Annotated in this window: 18 protein-coding genes and 1 riboswitch; of the genes, 12 read left to right on the forward strand and 6 right to left on the reverse strand. The window is 64.7% G+C overall.

Features of this window, described 5'->3' with window-relative positions:
* Positions 1-41 precede the first annotated feature (41 nt).
* From hrpB to CXQ89_RS08790, 5 genes are all read left to right on the forward strand, one after another.
* Complete coding sequence (gene hrpB / locus CXQ89_RS08770; protein WP_258059991.1) at positions 42-2,756, forward strand: ATP-dependent helicase HrpB; 2,715 nt, start codon at positions 42-44, stop codon at positions 2,754-2,756.
* A 63-nt stretch (positions 2,757-2,819) separates the two neighbouring features.
* Complete coding sequence (locus CXQ89_RS08775) at positions 2,820-3,881, forward strand: FUSC family protein (protein ID WP_146067219.1); 1,062 nt, start codon at positions 2,820-2,822, stop codon at positions 3,879-3,881.
* Between the two features lie 39 nt (positions 3,882-3,920).
* Positions 3,921-4,589 carry a response regulator transcription factor gene (locus tag CXQ89_RS08780; protein ID WP_181032274.1) on the forward strand — a complete coding sequence of 223 codons (669 nt, stop codon included), beginning with the start codon at positions 3,921-3,923 and terminating at the stop codon, positions 4,587-4,589.
* Between the two features lie 14 nt (positions 4,590-4,603).
* Complete coding sequence (locus tag CXQ89_RS08785; RefSeq protein ID WP_181032275.1) at positions 4,604-5,854, forward strand: HAMP domain-containing sensor histidine kinase; 1,251 nt, start codon at positions 4,604-4,606, stop codon at positions 5,852-5,854.
* A gap of 100 nt (positions 5,855-5,954) precedes the next feature.
* Positions 5,955-6,461: a hypothetical protein gene (locus tag CXQ89_RS08790; protein WP_104160993.1), complete on the forward strand. Its 507-nt coding sequence runs from the start codon at positions 5,955-5,957 to the stop codon at positions 6,459-6,461.
* Positions 6,462-6,607: 146 nt separating this feature from the next.
* Here the strand turns inward: CXQ89_RS08790 and CXQ89_RS08795 are convergent, their stop codons facing one another.
* The 4 genes from CXQ89_RS08795 to CXQ89_RS08810 all read right to left on the reverse strand — a co-directional run bounded on the left by CXQ89_RS08795 (position 6,608) and on the right by CXQ89_RS08810 (position 10,686).
* Positions 6,608-7,489 (reverse strand): LysM peptidoglycan-binding domain-containing C40 family peptidase, encoded by an 882-nt coding sequence (locus tag CXQ89_RS08795; protein ID WP_258059992.1) that lies wholly within the window; start codon positions 7,487-7,489, stop codon positions 6,608-6,610.
* Between the two features lie 52 nt (positions 7,490-7,541).
* A riboswitch (cyclic di-AMP (ydaO/yuaA leader) is annotated at positions 7,542-7,692 on the reverse strand.
* A 236-nt stretch (positions 7,693-7,928) separates the two neighbouring features.
* Positions 7,929-8,540 carry a hypothetical protein gene (locus CXQ89_RS08800; protein WP_104160994.1) on the reverse strand — a complete coding sequence of 204 codons (612 nt, stop codon included), beginning with the start codon at positions 8,538-8,540 and terminating at the stop codon, positions 7,929-7,931.
* 212 nt (positions 8,541-8,752) lie between these two features.
* Positions 8,753-9,397: a response regulator transcription factor gene (locus CXQ89_RS08805; protein ID WP_104160995.1), complete on the reverse strand. Its 645-nt coding sequence runs from the start codon at positions 9,395-9,397 to the stop codon at positions 8,753-8,755.
* Positions 9,385-10,686, reverse strand: coding sequence for a histidine kinase (locus tag CXQ89_RS08810; protein ID WP_219815585.1), 1,302 nt, complete (start codon positions 10,684-10,686; stop codon positions 9,385-9,387). Before CXQ89_RS08810 ends, CXQ89_RS08805 begins: the two co-directional genes overlap by 13 nt.
* 164 nt (positions 10,687-10,850) lie before the next feature.
* On the opposite strand from CXQ89_RS08810, the gene CXQ89_RS08815 reads away from it, so the two are divergent.
* The 6 genes from CXQ89_RS08815 to CXQ89_RS08840 all read left to right on the forward strand — a co-directional run bounded on the left by CXQ89_RS08815 (position 10,851) and on the right by CXQ89_RS08840 (position 19,281).
* On the forward strand, positions 10,851-11,606 hold the full coding sequence (locus CXQ89_RS08815) for an ABC transporter ATP-binding protein (RefSeq protein ID WP_104160996.1): 756 nt from the start codon (positions 10,851-10,853) through the stop codon (positions 11,604-11,606).
* Between the two features lie 2 nt (positions 11,607-11,608).
* Positions 11,609-14,101, forward strand: a complete 2,493-nt coding sequence (locus CXQ89_RS08820; RefSeq protein WP_104160997.1) for an FtsX-like permease family protein — start codon at positions 11,609-11,611, stop codon at positions 14,099-14,101.
* A 116-nt stretch (positions 14,102-14,217) separates the two neighbouring features.
* A complete protein-coding gene (locus CXQ89_RS08825) occupies positions 14,218-15,726 on the forward strand; it encodes an MDR family MFS transporter (RefSeq protein WP_104160998.1) in 1,509 nt (502 codons plus the stop codon).
* Between the two features lie 238 nt (positions 15,727-15,964).
* A complete protein-coding gene (locus tag CXQ89_RS08830; RefSeq protein ID WP_104054379.1) occupies positions 15,965-16,297 on the forward strand; it encodes an Lsr2 family protein in 333 nt (110 codons plus the stop codon).
* A 377-nt stretch (positions 16,298-16,674) separates the two neighbouring features.
* On the forward strand, positions 16,675-17,913 hold the full coding sequence (locus tag CXQ89_RS08835) for a cobalamin-independent methionine synthase II family protein (RefSeq protein WP_104160999.1): 1,239 nt from the start codon (positions 16,675-16,677) through the stop codon (positions 17,911-17,913).
* Positions 17,914-18,000: 87 nt separating this feature from the next.
* On the forward strand, positions 18,001-19,281 hold the full coding sequence (locus CXQ89_RS08840; RefSeq protein ID WP_104161000.1) for an acyl-CoA dehydrogenase family protein: 1,281 nt from the start codon (positions 18,001-18,003) through the stop codon (positions 19,279-19,281).
* 269 nt (positions 19,282-19,550) lie between these two features.
* Here the strand turns inward: CXQ89_RS08840 and CXQ89_RS08845 are convergent, their stop codons facing one another.
* Both CXQ89_RS08845 and CXQ89_RS08850 read right to left on the reverse strand, forming a co-directional pair.
* The gene (locus CXQ89_RS08845) at positions 19,551-20,132 is read right to left on the reverse strand and encodes a TetR/AcrR family transcriptional regulator (protein ID WP_104161001.1); all 582 of its coding nucleotides are present in this window, start codon (positions 20,130-20,132) and stop codon (positions 19,551-19,553) included.
* A 104-nt stretch (positions 20,133-20,236) separates the two neighbouring features.
* On the reverse strand, positions 20,237-21,058 hold the full coding sequence (locus CXQ89_RS08850; RefSeq protein WP_104161002.1) for an SMP-30/gluconolactonase/LRE family protein: 822 nt from the start codon (positions 21,056-21,058) through the stop codon (positions 20,237-20,239).
* Between the two features lie 192 nt (positions 21,059-21,250).
* On the opposite strand from CXQ89_RS08850, the gene CXQ89_RS08855 reads away from it, so the two are divergent.
* Positions 21,251-22,843, forward strand: coding sequence for an ABC-F family ATP-binding cassette domain-containing protein (locus CXQ89_RS08855; RefSeq protein WP_104161003.1), 1,593 nt, complete (start codon positions 21,251-21,253; stop codon positions 22,841-22,843).
* Positions 22,844-22,852 lie beyond the last annotated feature (9 nt).

Below are 22,852 nucleotides of genomic sequence, written 5' to 3' on the forward strand. Positions count from 1 at the left end.
GTGTTGGCAGAAGACAGGTCCGGACACGGGAGAATGGACCGGTGAGCACACAGCATTCAACCGGCAATCCGGACCGTTCAAACGTTCTGGCCAAGGCTCCCTTCAACCTGGAGCGCATCGGCGCGGGGCTGGTCTTTGCCGAGGCGCTCCCGGATCTGGCGGCGGCCCTGGACCCCGGAAACGGGAAGAACGCCGCCGTGGTGCAGGCCCCGCCGGGAACCGGCAAGACCACATTGGTTCCTCCGTTGCTCGCCAATCTCCTGGTCTTGCAGGAGAGCGCCGGCGAAGGGAGCGCCGCTCCGGCGGCCACCGCCGAAAGGCCTCAGCGAATCGTCGTAACGCAGCCGCGCCGGGTGGCGGCGCGTTCGGCCGCGCGCCGGCTCGCTGCTTTGGACAACAGCCGTGTTGGTGCCCGGATCGGTTACACAGTGCGGGGAGAAAGCCACACCAGCCCGGAAACCATCATCGAGTTCGTGACCCCCGGCATCCTGCTGCGCCGGCTGCTCGCTGACCCGGGGCTGGAAGGAACATCCGCCGTCGTCCTTGATGAAGTGCACGAGCGCGGGTTGGAAACAGACCTGTTGCTGGGCATGCTCACCGAAGTCCGGCAACTGCGCGATGACCTGACTCTGGTCGCCATGTCGGCGACCTTGGATGCACCCCGCTTTGCTGCGCTGATTGGCAGCGGGGATGGAAGTGAGAGAGACGGGGCCGGCCCGGTTCCCGTCGTCGGCTGCGCCTCGGCACTGTATCCGCTGGACGTTCGGTGGGCGCCGGCGCCGTCCCTGCGTCTGGACGAGCACGGAGTGACCCGTAGTTTCCTGCATCACGTGGCTGATACGGCGGCCACTGCACACAGCGAACTGCTGGCCGGAAATCCGGAGGCCGACGCCCTCGTCTTCGTACCTGGCGCCTGGGAAGTCTCCCATGTGGCCGCACGCATCCGCAGTAGCGCCGGAGCCGGAACCGAGGTGCTGGAGCTGCACGGGCAGATTGACCCGCGGGAACAGGATCGGGCCGTCTCGGGGAGGTCAGCCGGTGGCAAGCCGCGAATCATCGTCTCCACCAGCCTGGCTGAATCCTCCCTAACAGTCCCTGGGGTCCGGCTGGTCATCGATTCCGGATTGGCACGGGAACCGCGCCGGGACGCGGCACGCGGCATGTCGGGATTGGTGACCGTTTCCTGCTCCCGGGCATCCGCTGAACAGCGCGCCGGACGTGCCGCCCGCCAGGGACCGGGACGCGTTGTCCGGTGCTATGACGAACGAACCTTCGGAGCCGCGCCGGCACACCAGACACCTGAGATCTCCGTTGCAGACCTGACGGCTGCAGCTCTGGTCCTGGCCTGCTGGGGCGCGCCGGGCGGTGAAGGATTGGCACTGCCGGATGCACCGCCGCATAGGGCCATGGAAGATGCTCAAACCGTGCTGCGGGATCTTGGTGCCGTGGAAACCTCCGGCGCCGTCACCCCGATGGGTAAAACGCTGGCAGGAATACCCGCCGATCCCCGCTTGGCGCGGGCCCTGCTGGACGGATCCGGTGTTGTTGGCGTTCGCGCGGCGGCAGAGACCGTGGCCCTGGTTTCCGGAGACCACCGCGCTCCGGGCGCCGACCTCACACGCCTTCTCGCCGCCCTGCGCTTGGGACGGGATCCCGGGGAGAGACGCTGGTCGGAGGACGTGCGGCGCATGGAGTCCATCGCCCGGCGTGACGCCCGGCGTGAAGAAGCAGCGCGCCGTAAAGAATCTCTTGATGTGGCAGCCACCGACGCCGTTGGCTTCGTGATCGGGCTCGCGTTTCCGGACCGCATCGCCCGCCGGGTGCCCGGAGAAGGACCTGAGCGCTATCTGCTCTCCTCCGGGACACGTGCCGGCTTGCCGGCCGGAAGCCCGCTGACAGGCCATGAATGGCTGGCAGTTGCCGAAGTGACCCGCGCCCAAGGCCGGGACGCGGCAGGAACGGGAGCCGTGATCCGTTCCGCCGCTCCGTTGAGCGAGGAAGCTGCTGCCTCTGCGGCACGGCACCTGCTCACGGACACGGTGGAGGCACGCTTTGTGTCCGGCCGCGTCACGGCGCGGCGGGAACGCAGGCTGGGAGCGATCGTGTTGTCCTCAACGCCCGTCCGCCCGTCGGCTGAGGAAGGGAAACCGGCAGTGGCACGTGCCCTGGCATCGGAGGGCCTCGGCGTCATCGGGTTTTCTCCCGCCGCGGATTCCCTCCGTCGCCGCATGGCCCTGATCCGCCGGGAGCTGGGGGAGCCGTGGCCGGATGTTTCGGAGCCGGCGCTGTTGGCCAGGCTGGAGGACTGGCTGGCACCGGAACTGAACGCCCTGGCCGCCGGTGCCTCCGTGAACGGCATCGATCTTACCGAGCCGCTGCGCCGGCTGCTGCCCTGGCCCGAGGCCTCACAGTTGGCCGAGCTTGCACCGGAGCGGCTCGCCGTTCCCAGCGGCTCCCATGTGCGGATCACTTATCCGGACCCCGACGACGACGGCCGCCCGGTGGTGGCAGTCAAGCTGCAGGAGTGCTTCGGCTGGGCAGAAACCCCGCGGCTGGTGAATGGCAGGGTGCCGGTGCTGTTCCACCTGCTCTCACCGGCACGCCAGCCCCTTGCCGTAACGGATGACCTGGCCTCATTCTGGGCCGGGCCTTATCAGCAGGTCCGGGCACAGATGCGCGGCAGATATCCCAAACATCCCTGGCCCGAGGATCCCTGGTCGGCGAAGGCCACGGCAAAAACGAAGGCAAGGATGTAGCTGCGACGGGTATCACGTGGGTGACTCCGCGGCTGCGGTCAAGTCCGCTCATAGGCTGGTTGGGTGGCAATTCGAGATTTCCTGGCGGTCCCGGCAGGCCGTGGCCACCGATTTCCGGCAGTTCGGGTAGCCGCTGGCCTTCTGGTTCCGTTGCTGGTGCTGATTCTGCTCGGCCGCACGGACCTGACCATGTGCGCCATCTTCGGTTCGCTGACCGGAGTCTTTGGCCGCAGTGAACCCCACTGGCGCCGGCTCCGGCATCAATCACAGTCCGGGGTACTCATGATCCTGACCGTGGTTGCAGGCGTCTGGATGTCCCTGGCCGGACGAGGCGACTGGGAAGTCGTTGCAGCCGCGACAGTCATCGCCGGCATCATTTCCGTTGCCGCCGATTATCTGCGGGTCCGGCCCGCCGGCCCGTTCACTTATATTTTTGCTTTCACCGCAACTGCCGCTGCCCCCTTTACTGGAGCCGTAAGTGAAGCTGCCCTGGCCGCAGGAGGCGGCGCGGTGACGGCAATGGTCCTGGGCATCGCCGGCCGTGCCCACGCGCGCCGCCACAGCCCGCTGTGGCACCGACCGTCCGTGGCGCCGCCGGATTGGCCAGCGATCCTGCAGCATTCGGGCAGATACGTCACCGCTGTGGCGGCGGCCGGTTCCCTTGCCGTACTGGTTGGACCCGGACACAGCTACTGGGCGATGCTGGCCGCATGCGCCCCGATTGCTGCCGTGAACGCGGCACGTGCTCCGCTGCGGGCGGCACATTTCATCCTGGGAACCTACGCCGGAGTGCTGCTCTCCGCACTGCTGCTCCAGCCGGACTGGACCCCGGTGCAGCTGGCCGTCCTGCTGACCCTGCTGCAGTTTGCCGGTGAGATCTACGTGATCCGGCACTATGCGCTGGCCATGGTGTTCCTGACCCCTGTGGCCCTGCTGATGGGCAGCTTTGTGTCCACTCAGCCGGTCTGGGAACTGACCATTGACCGGGCGGTGGAAACCACCATCGGCGCGGTGGTCGCCGTCGTCGTCGTCCTGCTTACCACGCACCAAAGGGGAACGCAGGCGTCCTCCACAGCGAACGATTCAGCAGCAATCGAGGGCCACGGGTACCCAAACCCGAGCTGACCCCGGGCCCGTCGGGCGCCCGGCCAATAGACTTTCGGCATGACGGACCGACCCCGGATTCTCGTCGTGGAAGATGACCGGCAGCTGTCCCGGATGCTGGCGGACCTCCTGGAATCGGAGGGCTACGCCGTGACCCTGGCTTTTGACGGGCAGCGCGCACTCCACGAGGGCCTGACCCACCCCTTCGACGTTCTGCTTCTGGACCGCGGGCTGCCCGCGATCGAGGGACTGGATGTGCTGTCGCGGCTCCGCAGCCGCGGGATCCTGACACCGGCCCTGGTCCTGTCCGCCCTGGGCAACCCCGCGGACCGCGTCGAGGGGCTGGACCGCGGAGCCGAAGACTACCTGGCGAAGCCCTTTGACATCGACGAGCTGCTGGCCCGCCTTCGGGCGCTGCGGCGCCGGAACATCGCCCGTGTTCCCGTCCTGTCCGTGCCCGGCGGAGTTTTCGATACCGCGGGCCGCACGGTAACAACCGACGCCGGGGAAGTGGTGGTGCTCTCGGACCGGGAGAGTGCGCTGCTGGAACACCTGGCCCGCCGGCCCGGTCAGGTGTTTCCGCGGGCTGACCTGCTGAGCGCAGTCTTTCCGGAAGCGGACGACGACGGGGTGGTGGACACATATGTGCATTACCTTCGGCGCAAGCTGGGCAGGCAGGCAGTGCTGACGGTGCGGGGAATCGGTTATCGGCTCGGTGCCAGGTCATGAGGGTTCGGCGGCCGTTGAGCGGGAAACCGCGCAGCTTGGAGGACACTGAACTGCGGCGGGCCGCGCTGCGGCTGGCGGTACAGTTCACGGCACTGACCGTGGTGCTGCTGGGTTTGGCCGGCGTTCTCGTGTACGGACTCGTGTCCGCCCAGACCCGGAGCGCTGCGGAGCAAACCCTCATTTCGGCTGTGGAGTCCGACTCTCCGCGGGAAGCTCCGCTGGATGTGTTTTTGGCCGTGTACGACGACGGCCGGCTGGCCGTGTCCCGCAACATGCCCTCGGGTCTGCCGGACGAAGAGGCGCTGGCTGAAGTGGCAAGAACCGGGGAGTCCCGCCGGGACACGGTAACCGCCGGGGACCGCAGCTATGAAGTCCTTACTGCCCGCCGCGGCGGCGATGTGGTGCAGGCTGCCGTCGACACACGGGCGGCCACCGAACAGCTGCGCCGCCTGGCTCTGGCGCTGGTGGTGTCGGTTCTGGCGGCGGGGCTTGCCGCCGGTGCACTTTCGGCCTGGGCGGCACGGGCCGCCATGCGTCCGATGGCCGAAGCCCTGGCCCTGCAGCGGCGCTTTGTCGCCGATGCCAGCCATGAATTGAGGACACCGCTCACACTCCTGAGCATGCGCGCACAGATGCTGCGCCGTCGGCTGGCCGCGGAACCGGATGCGCCGAAGTCCATCGAGGAAGCCGTCCACGCTGCCGACGAGGTGGTGGATGACACCAAGGTGCTCAACGGAATCCTCGAAGATTTGCTGATGTCTGCTGATCCCCGCCAATCGGGACCGTTGGAGGAGGTAAACCTGGTGTCGCTGGCCGGCTCCACCGTCAACTCCCTGGAACCCGCGGCTCATCGGCGGGGATTGACACTGGAACTTGAAGCCCCCGAGCCGCAGGTGCTGGTGCGCGGCGGACAGTTCGCGCTGCAGCGGGTGTTCACTGCGCTCGGCGCCAACGCCTTGGACTATGCCCGTTCACAGGTGCGCTTCTCGGTTCGAAAAAGCGGCGGAGAAGCGGTCATTCGTGTGTCCGACGACGGACCTGGCTTTCCTCCCGGTTTCAGCCGGCACGCCTTCGAACGGTTTGCTTCGGCCCGCGACAGGGCTGAAGAAACGCCGGGACCACGGCATTACGGTTTGGGACTGGCCCTCGTGGCGGAAATTGCGGCACGGTATGGCGGCAGCGTCCAGGCCCTGCCGGCGGTGAATGGGTCCGGAGGTGTGCTGGAGGTGCGGCTTCCGGCAGCCCGGGAGCATTCCCCGTTCTGAGCAGCGGAACCCAGAGAGCCGTGGAAGTCTAAGAATCCTCGAAGAATCAGCTCCGAAAATAGTTGTGTAGGTAAACCACTATTGGAGGTGAGTAAACACAATGGCTTTCCGGGACAAGGTCAGGGGCCCGCTCGGCTGGATTCTTGGTGTCGTGGGAGGTCTGGCACTGCTGGTTGGTGCCTTCTTTGCCGGACTGGCCACTGGTGACAACAGTGTTGACCAGGAACAGGCGTCAGTGACCGAACAGCAGGAAAACCAGCAGGCCCCGGACACGGACCAGGACTCTGATTCGAAGCCGGAAAAGGGTATGCCTGACGGCGACCACAAGATGCGTGGCGACGACAATGAAGCCCAGGGCGACGGACAGGAGCCGGACAACGGAGACAAGAAGGGCGCTGAGGAGGGCACCGACGACGGTTCCACCGAGGACGGCACCACCGAGGATGCACCGGAACGCGGGCACGCCGGGCGCCATCACGATGGCAAGTTCGACGGTGGCACCCCGGACGAAGACCGCCCGGCCAGGGACCGACACAGCGACGGTGACCACCATGAAGACGGCGGGAACGATGGAAGCGAAAACACTGAGAACGAGCCCGCGGCCTGACTTTTCAGTCCACCGGCGCACCCCAACCGGGTGCGTGCCCTAACCAAAAAGAGAACGCCCGGCCAATTGGCCGGGCGTTCTCTTACCTTTATCGGGGCGCAGGTCCGTTCGCTTCCTGCGCCCCATTAGGAGCTACTGCTGCGTGATTACGCTACGCGGTAGTAGACAGCGCCGGAACCGACGTTGGCGCTCTGCTGGACAGTCTGGTTGCCGTTCCATCCGCTGTGGATGGCCTGGCCGTCACCAATGTAGATGGCGATGTGGGCAAGGCCCATGCCGCCGTCGGCGTAGTAGATGATGTCGCCGGGCTGGGGGTCAGAAACCGGGGTTCCGTAAGCAGCCAGCTGTGCCGGTGCCAGGTCGCCCACCGAGTAGCCGGCTGCCCGGAGGGCAACCTCCACCAGGACGGTGCAGTCCTGGGCGGCACCCATCTGGGCGTAGGCGGAGTTCAGCATGATGGAGTTCGTGCCGGTGACAGCTGCACCCGTGGAAGCAACCGGGGTCACGGAGGACGCCGGGGTGCTGAAGGTGCTGAAGTCGGCTGCGGCCGGGCTGGCTTCAGCCGGTGCGGTGTAGACGGCCTCAGCCGGTGCAGCGTAGGCAGCTTCGGCGGGTGCGGCGTAGGCAGCTTCGGCGGGTGCGGCGTAGGCAGCTTCAGCTACCTCAGCAACAGCGCCTCCGGCATACGTGATGACGTCACCGGGGTAGATGATGGATTCCAGCGAAAGGCCGTTCAGCGCCAGGACGGTGTCCAGGCTGACGCCGTAGGTGGCTGAAATTGCACTCAGGGTGTCGCCCGACTGGACAACGTGAGTTGACGCGGTGGAGACTGCGGCGGGTGCCGGAGTTTCCACGGGTGCGGCGACAGCCGCAGGAGCGCTGTAAGACTCGGTTGAGTCGTTTGCGATGACGCCTGCCGAGGCGGGGCCGGCCATGCTCAGCACCAGACCGGAGCCTGCCGCCATGACTGCAGCGGCGCTGCCCACGGTGCGGGCCTTGCTGCTTGCGGTGTTTGCGATTGCGGCCAACAGTCCGATATTTCCGGCACGGTGGCGTCCACGAGTATTGTTCAACATTAGAGTTACCTCTCCCGATACCTGCGAGGTGAGCTGTCGGATGCGGATGGGAGTCATCCGGTCCGCCGAAGAAACCTCGGCTGACTTAACCCCAAGGATTCAAGGAACCCGTAAGTGGTTCCCCCGCCTCTGCCGAAGTGTGAAATCTGTGGACCTTGACCAGCGGCAGAGCTAGGTAACAAGTCAAGGGCGCCGTTTCAGGTAACGGCTTGGCATCAACAGTACAAGCCGATTACGAGAAGATAACTATTTAGTAACGAAGGTCGCACGGGCGCGTGAGTGGCGCCGCTGCATGGTATAGGTGGCCGGTGGCACAATAGGCCGCCAAGCCCCCGGAAACCGGGGGGTATGGAGAGCCGTCGGATCCCCGCGATCAGCCCGCCGGAGACCGTTAGGCAGGCGAATCCGTCTGGCGCTCGAGCGTGGCGGAGGTCAACTCCCCGAATCCATGCACCAGGTCACCGGGTGCAAGCCGGAGCCCGCGGGCCACACCGGATCCCTTCAGCACTGAACCGCGCTTCTCGGCCGGCAGCGAGGCATGGTCCCCGCCGTCGGCCAGTACCACTGACTCTGCACGGATGGCGCCAACGATCTGCGATCCGGAGCCGAGCACTGACCTTCCCGTCACGACGGCACCATTGGTGAGCCGGGCGCGGTCGCCCACTGCAACAGCATCCGACCGGCCCGCCGTGAGCTGGACGCCGCCCGGCCCCAGGGCGATTTCGGAGCCGAGCAGAAGCATTCCGCCGTCCACCGCAGACAGGAAAGTACCAGGATAGAAGATGTTCCGGTCTCCAATGACGCAGAAACTCTGTTCGTCGACGGCAATAACTGTTCCGGGATAAAACACGTTACCCTCGCCCAGCTGTGCTTTGCGGGAAATCAATGTGGATGAAGGGTCCAGGATCTTCTGGGTGGCACAGAGCTGCAGGATTTCCGCGACGGTGAGGTAACCGAATTCTTGGCGAATACTGTCGGGATCGTTCCCTTGAAGCTCTGGCATATTCATCTCTTCCTCGTCATCTTGCCGGACCGGGTATACATCAACCGGGACCGGGGCACTCTTTAGCCTACCTGTCCTGTTCGCTGTGCAGCAGCGGACTGGAGGGAAGGATCAGCGGTACAGTCCGATGACACGTTTGTCCAGAGTGCCGGCGGGGTGCACAGGAGAAAAAATGCTTGGGTCAGCAAATGCTTTCCGTAAATCCCAGGCAATTAGGACCGAAGGTACGCCAAAGTGGCCAGAACCCGGCGGTGGCCGCTGTCAGACGGAGAAAGACCGAGTTTCGCGAAGATATTACCGATGTGCTTGCTGACGGCGGTTTCGGAAACGCAAATGGCGTGGGCAATGGCAGTGTTGCCGAGTCCTTCGGCCACCAGCCCCAGCACTTGGAACTCCCGCGGAGTCAGCGACCTCACCGGGTCCTGCGTGCCGCGGCGGCTGAAGAGCTGGGCAATGACTTCCGGGTCCATCACCGTTCCGCCGGCCAGGACACGCCTCAGGCCGTCCACGAAATCGCCCACCTTGCCCACGCGTTCCTTCAGCAGGTAGCCCACGCCCTGCGCACCGGAGGCCAGGAGCCGGCTGGCATATCTGTCCTCCACATAGGAGGACAGGACCAGGACCGGAAAGTCCGGTACCAGCGATCGCAGGTCCAGCGCGGCGCGCAGCCCCTCATTAGTGAACGACGGCGGCATCCGGACATCGAGGACCGCACCGTCTGCGCTCCCCGGCTCAAAGGCGGCGAGCAGGTCCTCAGCGTTGTCGGCCGAGCCGACCACCTCGAAACCCTCGCCCTTCAGCAACAGCTCCAGTCCGGCGCGCAGAAGGGCATCATCTTCGGCGATCAGAAGGCGCATGGTAGTTCCACCCTTAGCTCGGTTGGTCCGCCCTGCGGACTGTTGAGGATCAGCTTGCCGCCAAAAGCGGAGGCCCGGCGGGCAATTCCCGCCAGCCCGGTGCCCCTGCCGGGGCCGGGACCGGCAGGGGCACCGGGCACCGCACCATACGTCGGAACTGCAGCCCCGCCGTCGCCGTCGTCGGTCACCCGGATCACCAGTACATCTTCGCGCGGTATGGCCTCCGTGCGCAGGACCACCTCGATTCGCGACGCATTCGAATGCTTCGCCGCATTGGTTAGCGCCTCAGCCAGCACAAAGTAAGCAGCTGATTCCACTGCCGCAGGAGCGCGCAGCAGGCCGTGCACGTCCAGGGAGCACGGAATGGGAGAGCGGCTGGTCAGTGCTGAAGCAGCTCCGCCCAGGCCCAGCTCATCAAGGATGGGCGGGTAGATATCGTGCACGGCCTCGCGCAGACCGGCCAGTGCCTCGGTGGCGGCGTCCTGGGCGCGGCTGATGAACGGCGCTGCGGCGGCGGGATCGCTCTCCGCTGCGCGCTGGGCCAGCCCGAGCATCATCACCACGCCCACCAGCCGGTTCTGGGCGCCGTCGTGCAGTTCCCTTTCGATTCGGCGCAACTCAGCGGCATGGGCGGTCAGAGCGCTGGCACGGGCAGCGGACAGATCCTGGATCCTGCGGGAGAGCTCGTCGTACCGGCGGGGCGAAAGAATGGCCAGCGTCCCGCCGCTGAGCCGCCGCGCCAGCCACGGAGGCAGCAGCCAGGCTGCATATCCGTAGATCAGGCCCAGCAGGACGGTGGCTCCTGCCGCAGGCCAGCTGGTCACCGGAAAGGCCAGCTCAAGCGGCGTCGCCGGGGGAAACAGCATCCATAACGGCGCCGCGCATACGTAGAGCACCGCGGCCAGCGGCAGCGCCACGGCCAGGCAGCCGGACAGCAGGGCGAAAGCCCCGTGGAACAACAGCCAGGACACGTCGCGCTTCGTTTCGGGCGCACTCACCAGCACCGCCAGCTCCCCGAAGGTATATCTGTCCTCCAGTCGGCGGCGGTCAAAGGGCACGACGGCACAGCTGTAGGCGGCCGCACGGGCCTGCGCCCGGGACGCCAGCAGGTTCAGGGCTGCCAAAAGGCGGGGAACGGGATACAAGCCCACGCCCAGGGGCAGGAACGGAAGCAGGACGACGGCGGCTACAAGGACTCCCAGTGAGGCGGGCCAGGACATCGCCTCACGCAGGAGGAAACGAACAGCGCTCAGACGGGTCTCCAGGCTGGCACGGGCAGGAAGCTTCACCTGCTCGATTATGCCCTGCTCCGGTTCCAGCGGGGGTATAGCCAGCTATACCTCCGATTGGGGTGCTGGCCGTATCGGACCGGGAACACCTTCTCCGTAGCGTCGTAGACAGCGAAAACGCAGCGGCAACCGGCCGCTGGACCCCGAGAGAAGGATCATTCCCCATGTACACCGATGCCAGTGAAATCCCCGGACCGGTTGCTCTGCGGCTGGAGAGCGTGTCCAAGAGCTACCGCACCGGGAACGCCCGCGTTCCGGCCCTGCGGGAGGTCTCCCTGTCGGTGCCGGCCGGAACCTTTACCGCCGTCATGGGACCCTCCGGTTCCGGTAAGAGCACGCTGCTGCAGTGCGCCGCCGGACTGGACACCCCGGACAGCGGACGGGTGCTGCTGGGATCCACTGACATGTCCCGCCTGCGCAGGAGGGCCTTGCCGGCTTTCCGCCGCGACCACGTCGGGTTTGTGTTCCAGTCCTACAACCTGCTGCCCCAACTTTCCGTCGTCCGCAACGTGACCCTGCCGCTGCTGCTGGGCGGGCGCAGCGTGGAACGGGACTGGCTCAAGTACGTTCTGGAAGCTGTGGGACTGACCGGGCTCGATGAGCGGAAGCCGCAGGAACTGTCCGGCGGACAGCAGCAGAGGGCAGCAATCGCACGGGCCCTGATTACCCGCCCGGAGGCCGTCTTCGCGGACGAGCCCACCGGTGCCCTGGATTCCGCCGCCGCCCGGCAGGTCCTGGACCTGCTGCGGCACACGGTGACCGATCTTGGCCAAACCGTGGTTATGGTGACCCATGATCCGGCGGCGGCCTGTTCGGCGGACAACGTCCTTTTCCTCGCCGACGGGCAGCTGGACGGCAGTATGGCCAATGCCAGCGTCCGGGACATCACCGAGCGTGTGGCCTACCTGGGGGAGCGGTGAACATGTTTGCACTTGCTCTGTCATCCATCCGGCACAACCGCGGCGGTTTTGCCGGTGTCTTTGTTGCCGTGTTCCTGTGCGCGGGGCTGATGACCGCCATGGGGGTCCTCATCGAATCGGGACTGCGCGGCGGTACCGCTCCGCAGCGCCTGGCCGGTGCCGACGTTGTCATCGGAGCTCCGCAGTCCATGCCCGTGCCTGAGGATATTGCCGTGCCCTTTCCCGAGCGCGTGCTGCTTCCCAAAGACAAGGTGGCCGAAATTGCTTCGGTGCCCGGGGTGGAGCGGGCGGTAGGGAACGTTAGCATCCCGCTGGCTACCGGAGGCGGGCAGCGTATCGAGGCAGCCGCGTGGGATTCGGCGGCGCTGGCACCCTACACGCTGGTGTCCGGCCGGGCTCCGCAGGCAGCGGACGAGGTAGTGCTGGACGGCTCCTTTGGGACAGGACCGGGGTCCAGCATTGAACTGTCCCACGGGGGAGAGTCCGCTCAGTACACCGTGACCGGTACCGTCGCAGCTGGTGGGAGTTCCGGGAGCAAGGGCGCCGTGTCCGGCGAACCCGCAGCTTTCCTCAGTTCCTCCGGCGCGGAAGCCCTGTGGCCGCACGGGGATGCCGTCACCACAGTTGGGGTGATCGCGGAACCCGGCGCTGACCACCGGGAACTGGCAGCCGCCATCGAAACGGAAGTGGACGGCGTCGTCGGCTACACCGGAGAGCGCCGCGGAGATGCGGAGGCCTTAGGCGGTGCCGCCGGCCGGTCCATGTTGCTGCTGCTCAGCGCGTCCCTGGCCGGGACGGCGGTCATGACAGCTGTCTTTGTCACGGCGGGAACCCTGTCCCTGTCCATCATGTCGCGCCGCCGGGAGTTCGCGCTCCTGCGTGCAGTCGGCGCCGGAACCCGACAGACCCTGGGGCTGATTCTGCGCGAAGTGGTGCTCGTCGCGGGAGTCGCCGCGCTCCTGGGCACACTGCCCGGATTCTGGCTTGCACAGCTGCTGGCACGGCAATTTACAACCGGCGGAATTATTTCCGCAGACTTTGCCCTGGCCTACAGTCCGCTCCCGGCGCTCGCGGCCATGGTGTTGAGCGTCGCTGCCGCTGCCGGAGCCTCGCTCGTGGCTGCCCGCGGAGCCGTACGGGCGACACCGACCACGGCCCTGCGTGAAGCTGTCACCGAAAACCAGGCACTGGGTCGGCGGCGGACCATTACCGGACTGGTCCTGCTGGGCGCCGGTCTGGTTGCAGCACTCACACCGCTGGCCGTTCCCGGACTGGCAGGCCTGACGGCGGCCGCGGGAAGCGCCTTGCTGCTGATCACCGCGGCGGGAGTCCTGGGCCCCCGGATTGTGGCTGGTGTCCTCCAAGCGGTACGGCCGCTGCTTCGGCGCAGCCCATCCGCTTCCATGGTGCTGGCCGAGGCCAATACTGCTGCCTTTCCCCGGAGGCTGGCAGCCGGCATGGTTCCGCTGGCTCTGGCGGTGGCCCTGGGGTCTGTCCAGTTATTCATGGCGCCCACGGTGGAGGCCGAAGCGGCGCAGCAGTCCCGTGATTCAATCACGGCCGATTATCTGGTCTCCGCACCCGCCGGTATCTCCGCGGATCTTGCCGCACGGATTGCGGCAGTGCCGGGCGTGCAGGCCGCAACACCCGTAGCCAGGTCCGCGGTTCTCGCGCAAACCACCTTCCTGGGGATGGAAGACACCGTGGAGGCGTACATGATCTCAGGGCTGGGCGAACAGGACCTGTTTTCAACGCTGGATCTGGGCACCCGTGAGGGTTCACTGGAAAGGCTGGCAGAGCCCGGCACCGTAGCGCTCAGTGAAGACCTGGCCCGGTCCTCAGGCACCAGGGTGGGCGAAGAATTTTCCTTCCACTATGGGGACGGTACCGAGGCCGCCGCCGTCGTTGTTGCAACCTATGAGCGGGGACTGGGATTCGGTGATCTGGCCATCGACAACGGAACCCTGCGGGAACACACCACCTCGGGACTCAACGACTATGTGCTGATCACTGCGGACTCCGGTGCGGATACCGGCGGGCTGAGTGCCGCCATGGAAGACCTGGGGCTGACGATGCTGGACCGTGACGCGCTGGGTGCTGCCGGGGCTGCCGAACGAAGTTCCGAGTCCTGGATTTCCGTTGTTGGCCTGCTGGTCCTGCTGGGATATGTCGGTCTGTCCGTGGTCAACAGCTTGGTCATGGCCACCGCCCGCCGGCGCCCGGAGCTCATGCTGCTGCGTGCGCTGGGGGCCACGGACCGGCAACTGCGGCGTATGACCGGCGTGGAGGCGGCGCTGATGGTGGCAACCGCGGTTTTGCTGGGAAGCCTGCTCGCCCTGCCGCCGCTGATCGGCATCGCTTTCAACGTTTCCGGGCAGCCTGTTCCCACCATTGTTCCGGGGGTATTCCTCGCACTGGCAGGGACGACGACGGCACTTGGGCTGGGCTCCATCGCCGTGGCCACACGTGCCGCACTGCGGCAGGTGCGGGAATAATCCAGCCGAGGGGCCGGTTGCGTCCGATTGCGGGTCCCCGTAGGGGCCCGCATAGGATTGCACCCCTGGCCAGACCCGCTTTAAACGCCCAACACCGTGAACAGGACTCCACCCTTTTGAGTAATAACCCGTCTTCCGTCGCCACTTCCGCGCCGCCGTCGTCCACCGCATCGAAAAGCCGTAAACCGGCCGCACCCGACGCCCTGGACCCGCGCACCAAGACCGTGATCGGGTTGCTGCTCGTCTCGTCCTTCGTGGTAATCCTGAATGAAACCATCATGAGCGTTGCACTGCCGCGCCTGATGGCTGATCTGAATATCACCGCCGGTACGGCCCAGTGGCTAACCACCGGGTTCATGCTGACCATGGCCGTGGTCATCCCCGCCACCGGGTTCCTGCTCCAGCGGTTCTCCATGCGCGGCCTCTTCATGACCGCCATGTCGCTCTTCAGCGCGGGAACACTGCTCGCGGCACTGGCCCCGGGGTTCGGAACGCTGCTTTGCGGCCGCATCATTCAGGCCGGCGGCACCGCCATCATGCTGCCGCTGCTGATGACCACGGTGCTAAACGCCGTCCCGGCCCACCGGCGCGGACGCATGATGGGCACCATTTCCATCGTCATCGCCGTCGCCCCCGCCATTGGCCCCACCGTTTCAGGCATCATCCTCAATGCCCTGGACTGGCGCTGGATGTTCTGGCTGGTTCTGCCGATCGCGGTGCTCTCCCTCGTGGTGGGTGCACTGAAGGTGCAAAACCTGACCGAACCCAAGAAGGTTCCCTTTGATGCGCTCTCTATCGTGCTGTCCACTCTGGCCTTCGGCGGGCTGATCTTTGGCCTGAGCAGCATCGGCGAAGCCGCCCAGGGCGAGGCCCTGATGCCGCTGTGGATTCCCCTGACCATTGGGGTCCTGGCCATGGCCGGATTTGTTTTCCGCCAGCTGGTACTCCAGCGCACGGACCGTGCCCTGATGGACCTTCGCACCTTCGCCAGCAAGCCCTTTGTCGTCGCCATAGTCCTGGTTCTGGTCAGCATGATGGCCCTGTTCGGCTGTCTGATTGTTCTTCCGCTCTATTTGCAGAATGTCCTGGGCCTCAGCACGTTGAACACCGGTCTGCTGCTCCTGCCCGGCGGTGCCGTCATGGCGATCCTTTCCCCCATTGTTGGGGGACTTTTCGACAAGTTTGGTCCCCGCCCGCTGGTGATCCCCGGTGCACTGGTGCTCAGCGGCGCGCTGTGGGGCATGACTACGCTGGACGAGTCCAGCCCCGTGCCCGTAGTAATCGTGCTCCACTGCCTGCTCAACGCCGGCCTGGGTTTCATCTTCACGCCACTGTTCACCTCGGCCCTGGGCTCCCTGGACAAATCGCTCTACTCCCACGGCAGTGCGATCATCAATACGCTTCAGCAGCTGGCCGGTGCCGCGGGCACAGCAGTCTTCATCACCCTCATGACCACCGGAACCACGGCTGCGGTCAACGATGGAATGGCGGGCATTCCGGCCGCTGCGGCCGGTGTGCACACTGCATTCTTCTGGGGTGCGGTCATCTCGCTGGTGGCCCTGGCTGCGTCCTTCTTTGTGCGCTGGCCCACCAATGAACTGCCCGCCGGCGTGACCATCCACTAAACGCCCGCGCAGTGCAGGACCCGGGCATTCCGGGCCGCGGATGCCGTTGTGCAAAGCAAGGGGACGGAATCCGTTTTACGCATACTCTGACCGAATCGCCCGGGGCATTGAAACCGCCGCGAAGAATTACTTGTGCCTGTTGAAAGCAAAATGTGCCCGGCAGCCTATTCCCGGGAAGCCGATTGACTAAACTGATTGGCAGGGGTGGTCCAGAATTAGCGGAAAAGAGAGAAACCACGTGGCTCAGAAAACTCAAGTTCTGTTGATTGATGACCTTACCGGTGAAGACGCTCAGGAAACGGTGAAAGTCGGCCTGGACGGGGCCCAGTATGAAGTGGACCTGACGTCGGAGCATGCGGCTGAGCTTCGGGAAAAGCTGAGCCCTTATATCTCCAGCGGACGCCGTCTGCGGGGCGGTTCCAGCGGGCGCAGCTCCCGGCGCGACAGTGCGCCGCGCAGCGACAACAGCCGAATGATTCGTGAATGGGCTGTTGCAAACGGCTATAAACCAAGCGCGCGCGGCCGCATCAGCCAGGAAATCCGGGACGCGTACAACGCTGCCCAGAGCTGAACGTTTGGGGCAGTTCCGCAGAGCTGCGCCGGAGGGACCTCGGATCATTGATTCAGATCCGAGGTCATTGCTGTGGCTTCCAGTCGTGGTCTGTCCGGACGCCAAACCAGCGCAACATTCCGCCACATGTCGGCTTCCGGGCGTCATATAACGCGCCACTGGGATTTAGCTGCCTGCACGTGCATGCTGGGATGTGAGCCCCTCCGCACGGCACCCGGCACCCGCCGGGGAGGGGGCGCCCCACGCGTTGCCAGTGGATAGAGCTTTACCCACACCATCCAGAGCAGCTGAGAGACCTGCCTCCGCGACGCTGCAGCTTCCCCCGGAACTTCCTTTTCGGAAAGGTGCTAACGGCAGGAACGATGGAAGGAAGCCCCATGACGCATGATCACATTCCCACCACCCACGCCGGCTCTTTGCCCCGGACGCCGGAACTGATTGCAGCCAACGCCGCACGCACTTTCGCAGACGACGGGTTCACCCTGGAACGAACCTCCGAATTCGACGGGTTGCTTACCGGAGCGGTAATCGATCTGGTGCAGCGGCAAAAGGATCTTGGCATAACCATTCCGGGCGACGGCGAATACGGCAAGGCGATGTCCAATGCGGTGGACTATGGGGCGTGGTGGACATACAGCTTCCAGCGCACCGCAGGTCTGGAACTCACCGAGTTCAATCCCATCACTGCCGGTCCGCTGCGCAGTGAACCCGGAAACGTCCGGCTGACGTCGTTCGCTGACAGGAGGGACTGGACCCGATTCGCCGCAGCTTATTCGGATCCGGAAAGCGGAATTCACCTGGGCAGGAACGCCACCTCGTTTCCCACAGCCACCGGACCCATCAGCTATACCGGCCACGCAGCCTTGGCCAGCGACATTGACAACCTCAAATCAGGATTGGAAGCCGCCGATCTTCCCACCGGATTTATTACGGCGCTGTCGCCCGGATCTGCCAGCCGCATCGGCAATGACTACTACGGCAGTGAAGAAGAATTCATCTACGCGTGGGCCGATGTCCTTCGGGAGGAATACAGGGCCATCGTCGATGCCGGTCTTGTTGTGCAGATCGATGATCCGTCCATTGCCGAAAACTGGGACCAGATCAATCCCGAGCCAAGCGTGGAAGACTACCTTCGGTTCACCCAAATCCGCGTTGAGGCTTTGAACTATGCCCTCCGCGGGCTGCCGGAGGAGCAGATCCGATTCCATGTGTGCTGGGGATCCTGGCACGGACCGCACACCACCGACATCGAGTTCAGCGCCATCGTGGACCTGGTCCTGGGCATCAACGCCGGCGTTTATTCCTTTGAAGCAGCCAATGCCCGGCACGAGCACGAATGGACCATCTGGCGCGACAGGCAGCTGCCGGAAGGCAAGGTCCTGATTCCCGGCGTCGTTTCCCATGCCACCAACGTGGTGGAGCATCCGGAACTGGTAGCCCAGCGCATTGAACGCTTTGCCGGGCTCGTGGGCCGGGAGAACGTCATTGCCGGGACCGACTGCGGTCTGGGCGGCCGGATCCATCCGGATATTGCCGCTGCGAAACTCGAGTCACTGGGCGCAGGCGCGCAGCTTGCCGGACGCCGCCTGTTCGCCGGGGTGTCTTCCACCAGCTAGTGCGCCACCCTTGACGAGGTCCTGCACCGCGGACATACTCGGTTACTAAACGATCATTTAGTTGCCGAACAACAGGCCGGAGCCGACATGACCGCAGGAATTGCAAACCAACCGGAAATTACTGAGCCGAGCGAAGCCGTGGAAACTCCGGAGGCGACCGGTTTCAGCTTCGATCCGACCGCGGTGCAGGACGTTGACAGTGACCTGTACCTTTTGGACAACCTCCTCGATGAGCAGGCGCGGGATGTCCAGCGCCGGGTGCGCGCCTTTGTGGACAATGATCTTCTGCCGGTCATCAATGACTACTGGGAGCGCGCTGAGGTTCCGTATGAGTTGATCCCGAAACTGGCGGCCCTGAATATTGCCGGCGGAACCATCCAGGGTCACGGATGCCCCGGGCTGACCCGGCTTGCCGCTTCCACCGCAGCGGCTGAGCTGGCCCGCGGGGACGGATCCATCAACACGTTTTTTGGTGTGCATTCAGGCCTGGCCATGGGCAGCATCGACATGCTGGGCTCCGAGGAACAGAAGCAGCGTTGGCTGCCGCCCATGGCGAGGTTCGAAAAAATCGGCGCCTTTGCGCTGACCGAGCCGGAACACGGTTCAGATTCCGTGTCACTGGAGACCTCTGCGCGGCGAGAAGGGGACGAATACGTCCTTAACGGCAGCAAGCGGTGGATCGGCAACGCAAGCTTCGCCGACGTCGTCATCATCTATGCCCGGGATGAAGCCGACGGTGCGGTGAAGGCGTTTGTGATGGAAAAGGACGGGGAGGGCAACCATCCGGCCGGCTATAACGCCACAGTGATTACCGGCAAGATGGGCAAGCGCGCCGTGCTGCAGCCGAATATCACCATTGAGGACCTGCGGATTCCGGCGGAAAACCGGTTGGAGAACTGCAATTCGTTCAAGGACGTCAACAAAGTGCTGGCGGCCACCCGCGGGGGAGTGGCGTGGGAGGCGCTCGGGCATGCGGTTGCGGCCTACGAGATTGCCGTGGCGTACGCCAAGACGCGTGTGCAGTTCGGAAAGGAAATTGGCCGGTTCCAGCTGGTGCAGAACAAGCTGGCGAACATGCTTGCACAGCTGACCGCCATCAAATTGACGTGTTTCCGGCTCAACGAGCTGGCCGATGAAGGAAGCATGACCAGCCCCATGGCCTCCATGGCCAAGATGTTTGCCGCACGCCAGGGCCGGTGGATCTGCTCGGAGGCGCGGGACATTATGGGCGGCAACGGACTGCTGCTGGAAAACCATGTTGCCCGGCACCTCACGGACATGGAGGTGGTCTTCACCTATGAAGGCACCGACAGCATGCAGTCCCTGATTCTGGGGAGGCATATCACGGGGTTCTCGGCGTTCGCGTAACCGGCGGCCCGCGAGGGGCGTAGTGGGAGCGGAGTAGCGGGAGGGTGGCGCTGAAGCGCCGCCCTCCTTTTTTTGTGGAGCGCCTTTTGGGATCCGCTGCTTGGAGTTTTACTATCCACTAGTATCCACTCATATAAAATTTTCCGGATATGCGCCGTAGTCCCCGCAACCCATACAAAATCACCCCCTTGCCGCACCACCAACACGTTCAAAACCCATCAAGGACGGGAAGGGTGCAACCGGGGGACAGGTTTCGGAGTTCGAATCCCTCAGAGGTTGTCGACTCCGAGCAGCCGCAGAGCCATGAGGCTATGGTGCTCACCAATCTCTGCCGCGCTGAGCCGTCCGTCACCGCGGTACCAGCGTGCTACATCGATGCACAGGGAAAGCAGGGTAACCACCGCCATGTTTGCGTCCGGAACGTTGAACACACCTTGCTTCAAACCGTCGTCAACAATGGAGCGGAATTCATCCTCCACCTGGTGGCGCATCTGCAGGACTTCGGCCAGATGCTCGGTGCTCAGCGCCGGCAATTCGAAGTTCACTACACGGGAGCTGGTGTGGTTGACCGCCTGCCATTCCACCAGGTTCCGGACCAGGACTGCCATCCGGTCCACCGGGCTGTCGTCCTTCGAGCTGCCCGCGCTGGCCCGCACCAAGTCCAAGGTCTTCTCATGCCCCACCTTGGAAATGCAGTAGAGCAGATCTTCCTTGGACTTGTGGTGCACGTAGACGGCTCCGGGGGTCACCCCGGCGCCGGAGGCGATGTCCCGCGTAGTGGTGCCGTGGAAACCTTTCGCGGCGAAGGCGGCAGTGGCGGAGGAGAGCAGCCGCTGTGCTGTGTCGGTCATGGCCGTTGCTCCGTATTCTGCGTGCGTGATGTGTCGCTGAATGAGCGATCAGCAACCAGCGTAACAGCGGCCCTATCCGGGCCCGGCAGTTACTTCGTCCGCAGTTACTTCACCCGCAACCCCATGACGTGGCCGGTGCGCTCGGCGGCCGGGTCCATGGCCTGAGGCCACTGCGCCGTCATCATGAACAGCAGTCCGCCGTCTTCACCTCCTGCAGCGCACGAGAAGCAGCCCTGGTCCAGTTGGATGGTTTCGAGCACCGAGCCGCCCTGGGCCACCCGGACACAGCGTTCCCCGGGGACCTCGGCGAACCAGATCCCGCCGGTGCCGTCCCAGCAAATACCGTCCGGAGCACCGCCGGCAAGATCAGCCCACAGTGAGCCTGCGCCGAGGCTTCCGTCTTCCCGGATAGGAAACGCGGTGAGGCGCCCGGCATTGGACTCCGCCACCACCAGCGTGCTGCCGTCCCCGCTCACCAGCATGCCGTTGGGGAAGGCCAGGCCGCCGGCAACCTGTTCCACGGAACCGTCCGGCCGGATGAGGGCAATGGCGCCGTTGTCGGCTGATTCCCCGGAATAGTCGTAGCCGATGCCGTTGACATAGATGTTGCCCGCGGGATGCACCGCGATTTCATTCCACGGGTACTCGGAGATTCCGTGCAGGTCCGCCAGAGGGACCAGGCCTGCATGCGGCACCTCCAGCAGGACGGCTGCATCGCTGCCGGAGACCACCGCCATCCGGCCGTCCGGCAGCCAGTCAAAGCAAATGGGTGTTGACGGCACGCCGGTAACCCGCCGGACATTCCCCGCCGCGTCGAGGGCGGAGATTGTGCCGGCCAGCCAGTCGGCAAACCACAGTTCGCTGCCGTGCCAGCGTGCCGATTCGCCCATTCCCAGCCCGGACACAAGGGTTTTCGCGTCGGACATCGAACACCTCTCTTAATCGGTAAAGGTGAACCTGCCATGGAATGTCCAGTATGCCGCTGCGGCCGGGCTTCGAACAGGGAGAGTCCGCAACAGATAAGATGAGTGGCTGGTCAACGGATGCAAGACCAGCCGTGCGTCCCATCCGGCCGCCGGCACCGTTCACCAGTTCCCACCCCGAGAGGAAATCCCCGAATGAGCCTGATCCGGCTGCAGGACGTCAATGTTGGCTTCGACAAGACACAGATCCTGCGTGAGGCGTTCTTCCGGCTGGAACCAAAGGACCGGGTGGGACTGATCGGCAAAAACGGTTCGGGTAAATCCACCCTGCTGAAACTGATCCTGGAACAGGTGCAGCCGGACTCCGGCACGGTCAGCGTAGAGACGGGGTTGAAAATTGGCTACTTCTCCCAGTTCTCCGAGCTCAACGGTGAATCCACTATTACCGAGGTCCTGGACGCCCTGTTCGTGGAGATTAAGGCCGCTGAAACCGAGCTTGCCTCCATCGATGAGGCCATTGCCGCAGATCCCGAGCCCAAGGCGCTGGATAAGCTGATCCGCCGGCAGTCCGAACTGTTCGAAACCATGGACCGGCTGGACGGCTGGGACTATCCGCGCCGGATCGACGCCGCCCTGACCACGCTGGGGTTCAGCGAAGCACACCGGACCTGTCCCATCGATGCCCTGTCCGGCGGCTGGCGCAACCGTGCCGCCCTGGCCAAGATCCTGCTTCAAGCACCGGATGTGCTGCTGCTGGATGAACCCACCAACTACCTTGACGTTGCCGGCGTGGAGTGGCTGGAAGGCTGGTTCCGCGATTTCCGGGGCGCCGCCGTCGTCGTCTCCCACGACCGGAAGTTCCTGGACGCCGTGGTGACCCGCATCATTGAGGTGGAGAATTACCACCTGCACGAGTACCCCGGAAACTTCGGCGAATACGTGATCCAGAAGCAGTTCCGGCTCAAGGCGCTGCAAAGCCAGTTTGTCCATGAGTCCGAGCTGCTGGCGTTTGAAGCGGAAGGTATTTCCGACCGGCGCGAAGCAGCAAAAGCCGGCAGCGACGGCCTGGGCAGCAAGCTGGCCAAGATCAAGAAAGCCCGGGCTCCGCGTCCGGTGGACCAGATCATCACGGAGATTTACGGCGGTCTGCACGTCAAGGACAACCTGTGCCGGGTGGAGTCCGTGGCCAAGTCCTACGGTGACAGGACGCTGTTTCAGGACCTGAGCTTTGAAATCCGCCGCGGCGACCGGCTGGTGGTCCTCGGTTCCAACGGCAGCGGCAAGACCACGCTGCTGCGTGTGCTGACGGGCGAGGAAAAGGCCGACGCCGGCAAGGTTGCCTGGGCGAACGGGGCGAAGATGGTTTCCTACAACCAGGTGCTGGCGGAGCTGGACGACGGCGACACCGTTACGCACTCGGTCAACGCCATGCCGGACAGCCTGGCCCTGACGGCCACCAAGAAATCGGTGAACCGGTTCCTCACCATGTTCCAGTTTTCCGAAGCAGATCTGAAGCAGAAGATCGGCAATCTGTCCGGCGGGCAAAAGGCACGCGTGGCCATGGCCCAGTGCCTGCTTTCCGGCGCCTCCGTGCTGCTGCTCGATGAGCCCACCAACCACCTGGACCTCTCCAGCACCCAGGTCATGGAACGGGCGCTGCTGCACTTCCCGGGAGCTGTGGTGGTGGTCAGCCACGACCGGTTCTTCACCGACAAGATCGCCAACCGGCATCTGGTGTTCGGTGCCGACGGCGCCCGGCCGGGCGAGATCGACCTGCGGGTCGCCTAAGCCCCCGGC

This window comes from Arthrobacter sp. ZGTC212, assembly GCF_002929255.1.
Classification (GTDB): domain Bacteria; phylum Actinomycetota; class Actinomycetes; order Actinomycetales; family Micrococcaceae; genus Arthrobacter_B; species Arthrobacter_B sunyaminii.

Excerpts from the sequence above, each read along its gene's own strand:
- CXQ89_RS08815 (WP_104160996.1), top strand. The coding sequence starts at position 10,851 with ATGTACACCGATGCCAGTGAAATCCCCGGACCGGTTGCTCTGCGGCTG.
- CXQ89_RS08840 (WP_104161000.1), top strand. The coding sequence starts at position 18,001 with ATGACCGCAGGAATTGCAAACCAACCGGAAATTACTGAGCCGAGCGAA.
- CXQ89_RS08805 (WP_104160995.1), bottom strand. The coding sequence starts at position 9,397 with ATGCGCCTTCTGATCGCCGAAGATGATGCCCTTCTGCGCGCCGGACTG.
- CXQ89_RS08850 (WP_104161002.1), bottom strand. The coding sequence starts at position 21,058 with ATGTCCGACGCGAAAACCCTTGTGTCCGGGCTGGGAATGGGCGAATCG.
- CXQ89_RS08820 (WP_104160997.1), top strand. The coding sequence starts at position 11,609 with ATGTTTGCACTTGCTCTGTCATCCATCCGGCACAACCGCGGCGGTTTT.
- CXQ89_RS08800 (WP_104160994.1), bottom strand. The coding sequence starts at position 8,540 with ATGCCAGAGCTTCAAGGGAACGATCCCGACAGTATTCGCCAAGAATTC.
- CXQ89_RS08855 (WP_104161003.1), top strand. The coding sequence starts at position 21,251 with ATGAGCCTGATCCGGCTGCAGGACGTCAATGTTGGCTTCGACAAGACA.
- CXQ89_RS08780 (WP_181032274.1), top strand. The coding sequence starts at position 3,921 with ATGACGGACCGACCCCGGATTCTCGTCGTGGAAGATGACCGGCAGCTG.
- CXQ89_RS08835 (WP_104160999.1), top strand. The coding sequence starts at position 16,675 with ATGACGCATGATCACATTCCCACCACCCACGCCGGCTCTTTGCCCCGG.
- CXQ89_RS08845 (WP_104161001.1), bottom strand. The coding sequence starts at position 20,132 with ATGACCGACACAGCACAGCGGCTGCTCTCCTCCGCCACTGCCGCCTTC.
- CXQ89_RS08790 (WP_104160993.1), top strand. The coding sequence starts at position 5,955 with ATGGCTTTCCGGGACAAGGTCAGGGGCCCGCTCGGCTGGATTCTTGGT.